The organism is Arthrobacter sp. TJ-217 (genome assembly GCF_058269255.1).
On the sequence record NZ_JBZCNJ010000014.1, the window covers coordinates 26,449 to 34,170 of the forward strand.

Consider the following 7,722-nt stretch of genomic DNA (forward strand, 5'->3'; position numbering starts at 1 on the left):
GCTAGGATGTTGCAATGACAGAGACCCCTGACCCGCCCTTTCCCAGCGGGCAGTACGTCCAGTCCCTGGCCCGCGGGCTTTCGGTGATCCGGGCCTTCGACGCCGACCATCCCGAGATGACGCTCAGCGATGTTGCCCGCAAGACCGGGCTCACGCGTGCGACGGCGCGGCGGTTCCTGCTGACCCTCGTGGAGATCGGCTATGTCCGCACGGACGGACGCCTGTTCGCGCTGACGGCCCGGGTGCTTGAACTGGGCTACAGCTACCTTTCCGGGCTCTCCCTTCCGGAGATCGCGCAGCCCCACCTCGAACGGCTCTCAGCGGAGCTCTCGGAGTCGACGTCCGCCTCGGTCCTTGACGGCCACGACATTGTCTACGTGGCCCGCGTTCCCACCCGGCGCATCATGACAGTGGGAATCAACCTGGGAACCCGCTTCCCTGCCTACGCCACGTCGATGGGGCGGGTCCTGCTTGCCGGGCTGCCGCCGGAAGAGCTTGAGGACTACCTCGGCTCGGCCCGGCTCGAGCCGATCACCCACCGCACCGTCCACCGCCCCGGCGACCTCCGCGACGTCATCGACAAGGTCCGGTCCTCCGGATACTCCTTCGTCGACGAGGAGCTCGAGAGCGGCCTGCGCTCGATCGCGGTTCCCGTGCGGGACGGCGCCGGACGGACAGTGGCCGCCATCAATGTCTCGGCCCAGGCCTCGGGTGAAAGGGCCGAGGACATCGAGTCCCGCGCGCTTCCCTTCCTCCGCGCGGCCGCGGCGCGGATCGAGGAGGATCTCCGCACGGGCAGGCCGCTGGCTTCCCTCATGATCGGTGGCAAAACCTCAACTGCAACAGGTGTAACGGATGTAACAATGGTTCGGTGATGCTTCGGAGCCTTTCAACCCCTGACCCAGCGCCCGGTTTCCTTCGGTGACGGACCTCAGGGAGCGCTGGGCGGGCACCGACTGGAGGCGGGAAGCCGAGCAGTGGATCAGCCTCGTGCTCGAAACCTTCTCCATCCGGCAGACCGGGCCCGTTGAGCAGCCGAGGATCCGCTTCTGGTCGACCCAGCTCACGGTCCCCACCGACCACGGGCTCCTGTGGTTCAAGGAGAACAACCCCGGCCAGCTCGCCGAGGCGTCGATCCTTGCGGCACTGGCGGACCTGGCGCCCAACCATGTTGCCGCGCCGCTCGCCATCGAGCCGTCCCGCGGCTGGGTGATCACCCCCGACCACGGCGCAACCCTTTCCTCCCTGAAGTCCGACGACTACCAGCTGTGGGCGCGCATCGTCACCGATTTCGCCGACCTTCAGAAAACGCTGCTCCCGCACGGGGAGCGCCTTACCGGTGCCGGCCTTGTGCTGATGAACCCCGAGGTCGCAGCCAATTTCGTTGAGAACCAACTGTTGCTTCACACCGGGCTGCCGGCTGAACACCCGCTCTATCTTTCGGCCCTTGACGCCGACGCCGTTGTCGCCCAACTGCCCGCGGTCGCCGACGCCGTGGAGCAGCTGAGGTCGCTCGGGGTTCCCCTGTCACTCGACCACAACGACCTGCACGCGAAGAACGCCTTCCTGCCCGGAGCGAGCACCGATCCGCTGCGCTTCTTCGACTTTGCCGACGCGTACTGGGCGCACCCCTTCAGCTGCCTGCTGGTTCCGGTGACCCAGATGTGCGAGCAGTGGCGGACAACCCCTGATGATCCCCGCGTGCGCAGGGTGCTTTCGGCCTATGTGGAGCAGTGGGCCGATTACGCACCCCTTCCTGACCTCCAGGCGGCGCTCGAGCCGGCCCTGCGCCTGGCACGCGTTCACCGTTACGGGTCCTGGCTTCGGCTGCTGATCTACGCCGACGACGAATCGATGCAGACCTACGGACCGGCGGCCCTTGAGTATCTCCAGACCTTGTCGCAGCCGGTGCTGCGCAGCTGAACCGGCAGCAGCCCCCTTTCGCGGGCCTGCACCGCCCGCTGAGGGAAACCTGTGACAAACCCGCACCTCCCGGATAGATTCGAGGCGGGCACGTTAACTTCGGAAAGGGGAAGCATTGTGAAAAACAAACTCGTCTTCGCTTCAGGAATGGCAGTCGGCTACGTTCTCGGCACAAGGGCCGGCCGGGAAAGCTACGAAAAGCTCAAGGTGAAAGCCGACGAGCTGTGGAACAGCCCCAAGGTCCAGGGAACGGTGTCCGAGGCCACGGGGGTGCTCAAGGAAAAGATGCCTGCGGTGCAGGAGCAGACCTCCGGCGCCGTGAAAAAGGCCCAGGACCGCCTCAGCGGTGTCCTGCACCGCGACAAGGAAAACGGGGGTGGTTCCGGGGAAACTCCGACGGCGAGCGGGACCGGGCCGACCGGCGGCAATCCGGCCATCGTCGAAGAGCCTCCGTTCACGGGACAGTCCGAGGAAACCCGTCCCAACCTGGGGAGCTGACTCCGGCTCCGGAACCGCCGGGTTCAGCCGGGGGCAGCGGACCGATGGCAAGGGCAGCTGAAGGAAACGGTGCCCGGGCGAGGGCCCGGGCACCACACAGCGGCGGCGTCATCGAAGACGGCCGCGGGGAGAGCCGCAACCAGCGGCTCGACCGCAACTGGCTCGAGATGCTGCAGGAACTGCGCGTCATGCAGACCGGCATCCAGATCCTCACCGGCTTCCTGCTGACCCTGCCGTTCCAGTCCCGGTTCGAGGAGCTGGACCGCTTCCAGCTCGTGGTCTACCTCTGCCTTGTGTCATTGTCGGCGGTGATCACCGCGGTCGTGCTGAGCGCAGTGAACATGCACCGGATTCTTTTCGGGCTCCAGGTCAAGGATGCCCTGGTGCGCAGCGGCAACCGGATCATCCGGATCGCCATCGCCCTGAGCGGCCTCGTGCTGGCCGGCACCGCCGGGTTCATCTTCGATATCGTCGTGGGCCGTTCCGCAGGGATCCTCGTTGCGGCCGGGCTGCTCGCCACCGTTGCGGCGCTGTGGATCGTCTATCCCCTCCTGGTGCGTGCACGTGCCGTGAGCGGGCGGGTGCGCTAACCCGGCCGGCCGGGAGAAGCCGGCGGACCGGGCGGGAGCTGGGGCCAGCAGCCGCGCTGCTTCAGCGTCTCGGCGAGAAGGTCTCCCCGGTCCGACACGAGGCCGTCAACGCCCTGGTCCAGGAGCCTTTCCATCGTCGGCTTGTCATTGACGGTCCACACGTGCACCTGCAGCCCGGCGCGCCTGCACCGGCGGATAAAGCCGGCCGTTGCCACTGGAATGCCCCGGTAATTCAGCGGCACCTGTACCGCATCGATCCGTGCGGCACGGCGGATTGCCGCGGTGAGTCCGAGCGGGCCGAGGACGCGGATGAGCCCGTTCACCAGCATTCCCGCCGACGATGCGGTGCGCTCCTCGAGCAGGCCCAGGATCCTCAGGCGTCTCCTGTCGGAAAAGGAAGCAACAAGCACGCGGTCGAAGGCGCCCATGCGGTTGATGAGGTCTGCGAACGGTTTGACCGTTGCGTCGTCCTTGACATCGATGTTCAGGCGCAGCAGTGGCCATCGGCGCAGCACCTCCTCGAGGGTCGGGATGGGTTCGGAGCCCCGGATCCTCACTCCTCGAAGCTCATCGAGCGTCCTGGCGCCGAGGGGACCCGTCGCGTCGGTGACGCGGTCGATGCGGTCGTCGTGGAAGACCATCACCACGCCGTCCCGTGAGGCACGCACGTCGATCTCCAGCCAGCCGAAACCGAGTCCGGCTGCCCTGGCGAAAGCGGCAAGCGAATTCTCGGTGCCGCCCTCGGGGAACCCGCGGTGGGCAAGCCCGAGCGGCCGCTGCACTCCGTCGGGCCCGGTGTTCCGGAAATAAGGCAGCGTCACAGGTCACACCCTAGTGCCACGGCGGCGCCTAGGCGGTCTTCAGCGCTGCCAGTCGCTCCTCGAGGACCTGCGCGACGCCGTCGTCCTCAAAGGCCGGGGCGCGGCGGTTCGCCGCTGCCAGCGCCGCCGGGTGGCCCGAGGCCATCGCGTACCCGCTGCCGGCCCAGCGCAGCATCTGGATGTCGTTGGGCATGTCGCCGAAGGCAACGACGTCGGCGGCCTCGATGTCGAGCCCTTCGGCGTAACGGGCGAGCGTCACGGCTTTGTTGATGTGCGGCACCGCCATCTCAAGCAGTGCCATGCTCGGAGCCGAATGGGTTGTCGAGACAAGGTGTTCGACCGCCGGCCGGACCTTCTCAAGGAACTCGTCGGGGCTGATTTCCCGCTCCCTGGCAAGGAACTTAATGACCTTTTCCCCCGGGAGCGACTCCTCGAAAGGCCGGGCCCGCTCCCCGCCGAGCAGCTCGGAGGTTCCCGCATCGGCGAAACCGGATTCGATCTTGAAGCCGTCGATGGTTTCCGCTGCGAAGGTCGCCGCCGGGTAAAGGCTGCGGATGATGTCGCGGGCTTCGAGGAGGTTCTCGAGGTTGAGGAGTTGGGCATCAAGCACCCGCTCCGCCCCGAGGTCGTAGGTCACCGCGCCGTTCGAGCAGATGACGGTTCCGCGGTGCTGCAGCTGGGTCCGCAGGGGATCGAGCCAGCGCGGCGGGCGCCCGGTCACGAAGACGATGTCGATCCCCGCGGCCGCGCAGTCCTGGAATGCCGTGACGGTACGTGCGCTGATCCTGCCGTTGTGACCGACAATCGTTCCGTCCATGTCACTCGCCACCAGGCGCATTCGGTACTCCTTCATAGGCTGAACGATCAAGCCTACCCGCGCTTCTGTTCAAAGGTGGCGATGAGACGGGCGCGGGCGATCGAGTGCCCTGACAGGTTGAAGCCGAGGACAGCGGCACCCGCCTCCCCGGGCACGTCGAGCTTCTCGACGTCGACGGCGTGAACCACAACATGGTAGGAGTGCGGTCCGTGGCCCGGAGGAGGTGCCGCACCGACGTAGCCGGCGAATCCGGCGTCATTGCGAAGCTGGACGGCGCCCCGCGGCAGCCCGGAGCCGTCCCGGGATCCCGCACCGGCGGGGAGCGACGTCGTCGGTGCCGGAAGATTGACCACGGCCCAGTGCCAGAACCCGCCTGCGGTTGGCGCGTCGGGGTCGAAGACGGTCACGGCGAAGCTTCTCGTCCCTTTGGGGAAGCCGCGCCACGCAAGCTGCGGGGACCGGTCCTGGCCCCCGGCACCCATCACTCCGCTGGCCTGGGCCGCATTGAGGGGCTCGAGGTGGCGGATATCCTCGCTCGTGAGTTCGAAGCCGGGAACGCTTGGCAGATCTGTGTAGGGATCGCGGGTCACAGGTGTTCCCCCAGCTCCTCACGGAAGGGTGGATTGGCTCCGGCCCGGGACACCGTGACAGCTGCGGCCCGGGCGGCGTACTCGAGCACCCGGGCCAGCTGCTCGACGTTGATCCGGCGCAGTTCGGTGCGCCGCTGGGCTCCGTCGAGTTCGAGGTCAACGAGCGCTCCAAGCAGCGCGGCCATGAAGGAGTCGCCGGCGCCGACGGTGTCGACGACGCTCGCCACTGGGGCGGGGACCTCGGTGGCTCCGTCGGCACAGATGCCCCAGGGCCCCTTCGAACCGCGCGTGACGATCATCACGGCCGGCCCAAGGGCGAGCCACTCCCGGGCAGTATCAACGGCTGGCCTGCCGGGGTAGAGCCATTCGAGGTCCTCGTCGGAGGCCTTCACCACGTCTGCCAGTGCCACGAAGCGCTCGGCCTGCTGGCGGGCGAGATCGACGTCGACGATGATGCTGGGGCGGCAGTTGGGGTCGTAGGAAATCGTGGCCAGGGGGTGGGCCGTCTGGACAAGGGTGAGGACCTCGTCGGCTCCCGGGGCGAGCATTGTCGCGATCGAGCCGGTGTGGAGCAGCGTTGTTCCGTTCAGCAGGGCGGGGGCGCGGTCGGCCAGGCCGGGCAGCTCCCACATCAGCCTGAACTGGTAGGCCGCACCACCGGCCGGGTCGAGGCGCGCGGTTGCCACGCTGGTGGGGTTCTTGTCGGGCCCAAGGGGGGAGAGCACCGAGTTGTTGCTCAGGTGCTCCTGGATCATCCTGCCGTACTCGTCATCACCGTACCGGCCGAGGAACTGTGCGGGATGCCCGAGCCGGGCCAGTCCCACAGCGACATTCATCGGGCTCCCACCCACGTGCGCGCGGGGCGCGGCGGTATCGCTGACAACTTCGTCGATGAGGGTTTCCCCGATTACGGTGAGCACCTTTTCAAGCTACCAGCACGGGCCGAAAACACGCCGGTATTTCTAGCCGGGCTCCCCTTGGGGTTCCCCGTGAGTTTCCCCGTGGGAATGGCCGTTCAGCGAGGTCTGTCCGGGCTCGGGCTTCCCGCGGAAACGCCGAACGCTGTAGACAATCAGCGCCAGGGCGATGAAGGAGGAGAGGATGAGGCTGACTCCGGTGGCCGAGCCGCCAAAAAGCCACCACTTGTCCTCAAGCGGCCACCACTCCGGCACCGGAACCTGAAGCGTCCACAGCACCCCGAACCCCATCACGACCAGGGCAACGCAGCAGCTCAGGGCAATGCGGAGCCGGGTCTTCACGCCTGTGGCTGCAGCCTGGAACGCCCGGGCCTTCAACGGGGAGAGCCGCCGGTGCGCCCAGTCGTACTGCCGGGCGAGGACGGCCAGGCCTCCGACGACCATCAACAGGCCGGGCCCGGGCAGAACCAGCGCCGCAATTCCGAGAATCACGAGCGTCCACCCGAGCAGTTCGATGCCGAAGCGAAGCACCAACCTTCGCATCCTGCCTTTCGCTGCCATGCACAAAGGATGACACACGGTGGAGGGTGGATTCGACGCTCAGCCCCCTGCCTATGTCGTAGAGGGTGAACTTTCGGCGGCCGGGGAGGGAATAGAATCCAAATTACATGCATTTGCATATACAACGCCGGCTGAGCCGTCGGCGGCCCTACTGAGGAGGCTTGCTTTGACTGCTGCTACTTCTGGCCTGCACCATGTGACTGCCATTGCGGGGGACCCGCAGCGCAATATCGATTTCTACATCCGCGGACTGGGCCTGCGCCTGGTGAAGCGGACAGTGAATTTCGATGATCCGGGAACCTACCACCTGTACTACGGCGATGAATCGGGAAAGCCGGGCTCGCTGCTGACCTTCTTTCCGTGGAAAGGCGTTGCTTCAGGGCGAATCGGTGCCGGGCAGTCGACGACGACGGCCTTCTCGGTGCCCCAGGGCACCCTGGGCTGGTGGCAGGGGCACTTCAAGGACCTTGGCATCGATTCGGCGCTGACCGGAGTGTCCTCCGAGGAGGAGCGCCTTTCGCTGCGGGATCCGGACGGGCTGCAGATCGACCTGGTGGCCTCCTCCCTTGAGGATCCGCGGGATCCGTGGGATTCGGCCTCGGTTCCGGCGCAGTACGCGGTGCGCGGGCAGCATTCCTCGGTCCTGACCGTCGGTGATCCGGCGGGGACCCTCCGGACCCTCACCCAGGATCTCGGCCTCACCCTCCTCTCGGAAACCGGTGGCCGCTACCGGCTCTCCACGGGCTCGGGAGAGCCCGGCACGGTCGTCGATGTGATCGCCGATCCGCGCGCCGAGCGGGGCCTGGTGGCCGGTGGGACCGTGCACCACGTTGCCTTCCGCGTCCCGGACCAGGCCACGCAGGACATCTGGCGGCAGGAGCTTGCCTCCCGCGGGCACGCCGTCACCGAGATCCTTGACCGGCAGTACTTCACCTCGATCTACTTCCGCGAACCCGGCGGAACCCTGTTCGAGATCGCCACCGACACCCCGGGCTTCGACATCGA

At 67.0% G+C, this 7,722-nt stretch carries 10 protein-coding genes; 5 read left to right on the forward strand and 5 right to left on the reverse strand.

The annotated features are described in order from the left end of the window. The first annotated feature begins 14 nt into the window (after nt 1-14). The 4 genes from AC4D2R_RS17575 (at nt 15) to AC4D2R_RS17590 (ending at nt 3,011) form a co-directional block, all read left to right on the forward strand. Entirely contained in the window at nt 15-875 is an 861-nt protein-coding gene (locus AC4D2R_RS17575; protein ID WP_490941392.1) for an IclR family transcriptional regulator, read from the forward strand. Nucleotides 876-921: 46 nt separating this feature from the next. Beyond that, a complete protein-coding gene (locus tag AC4D2R_RS17580; protein WP_490941393.1) occupies nt 922-1,923 on the forward strand; it encodes a phosphotransferase family protein in 1,002 nt (333 codons plus the stop codon). Nucleotides 1,924-2,040: 117 nt separating this feature from the next. Beyond that, the gene (locus tag AC4D2R_RS17585) at nt 2,041-2,421 is read left to right on the forward strand and encodes a YtxH domain-containing protein (RefSeq protein WP_490941394.1); all 381 of its coding nucleotides are present in this window, start codon (nt 2,041-2,043) and stop codon (nt 2,419-2,421) included. 44 nt (nt 2,422-2,465) lie between these two features. Next, on the forward strand, nt 2,466-3,011 hold the full coding sequence (locus AC4D2R_RS17590) for a DUF6328 family protein (RefSeq protein WP_490941395.1): 546 nt from the start codon (nt 2,466-2,468) through the stop codon (nt 3,009-3,011). Here AC4D2R_RS17590 and AC4D2R_RS17595 read toward each other — a convergent pair. Genes AC4D2R_RS17595 through AC4D2R_RS17615 form a run of 5 tightly spaced genes read right to left on the reverse strand, consistent with a single transcriptional unit; the run spans nt 3,008 to nt 6,717 of the window. Then, nucleotides 3,008-3,832 carry a glycerophosphodiester phosphodiesterase family protein gene (locus tag AC4D2R_RS17595; RefSeq protein WP_490941396.1) on the reverse strand — a complete coding sequence of 275 codons (825 nt, stop codon included), beginning with the start codon at nt 3,830-3,832 and terminating at the stop codon, nt 3,008-3,010. The genes AC4D2R_RS17590 and AC4D2R_RS17595 overlap by 4 nt on opposite strands. Before the next feature lie 28 nt (nt 3,833-3,860). Continuing rightward, complete coding sequence (locus AC4D2R_RS17600) at nt 3,861-4,670, reverse strand: HAD family hydrolase (protein ID WP_490941397.1); 810 nt, start codon at nt 4,668-4,670, stop codon at nt 3,861-3,863. Nucleotides 4,671-4,702: 32 nt separating this feature from the next. After that, the gene (locus AC4D2R_RS17605) at nt 4,703-5,239 is read right to left on the reverse strand and encodes a YbhB/YbcL family Raf kinase inhibitor-like protein (RefSeq protein WP_490941398.1); all 537 of its coding nucleotides are present in this window, start codon (nt 5,237-5,239) and stop codon (nt 4,703-4,705) included. Then, nucleotides 5,236-6,159: a carbohydrate kinase family protein gene (locus tag AC4D2R_RS17610; RefSeq protein ID WP_490902998.1), complete on the reverse strand. Its 924-nt coding sequence runs from the start codon at nt 6,157-6,159 to the stop codon at nt 5,236-5,238. The genes AC4D2R_RS17605 and AC4D2R_RS17610 overlap by 4 nt, the downstream gene beginning before the upstream one ends. A 42-nt stretch (nt 6,160-6,201) precedes the next feature. Further along, on the reverse strand, nt 6,202-6,717 hold the full coding sequence (locus AC4D2R_RS17615; protein WP_490941399.1) for a PGPGW domain-containing protein: 516 nt from the start codon (nt 6,715-6,717) through the stop codon (nt 6,202-6,204). Nucleotides 6,718-6,913: 196 nt separating this feature from the next. On the opposite strand from AC4D2R_RS17615, the gene AC4D2R_RS17620 reads away from it, so the two are divergent. Beyond that, nucleotides 6,914-7,722: VOC family protein (locus tag AC4D2R_RS17620; RefSeq protein ID WP_490941400.1), on the forward strand; the 809-nt coding region annotated here is incomplete at its 3' end.

Excerpts from the sequence above, each read along its gene's own strand:
- AC4D2R_RS17575 (WP_490941392.1), top strand. The coding sequence starts at position 15 with ATGACAGAGACCCCTGACCCGCCCTTTCCCAGCGGGCAGTACGTCCAG.
- AC4D2R_RS17590 (WP_490941395.1), top strand. The coding sequence starts at position 2,466 with ATGGCAAGGGCAGCTGAAGGAAACGGTGCCCGGGCGAGGGCCCGGGCA.
- AC4D2R_RS17600 (WP_490941397.1), bottom strand. The coding sequence starts at position 4,670 with ATGCGCCTGGTGGCGAGTGACATGGACGGAACGATTGTCGGTCACAAC.
- AC4D2R_RS17615 (WP_490941399.1), bottom strand. The coding sequence starts at position 6,717 with ATGGCAGCGAAAGGCAGGATGCGAAGGTTGGTGCTTCGCTTCGGCATC.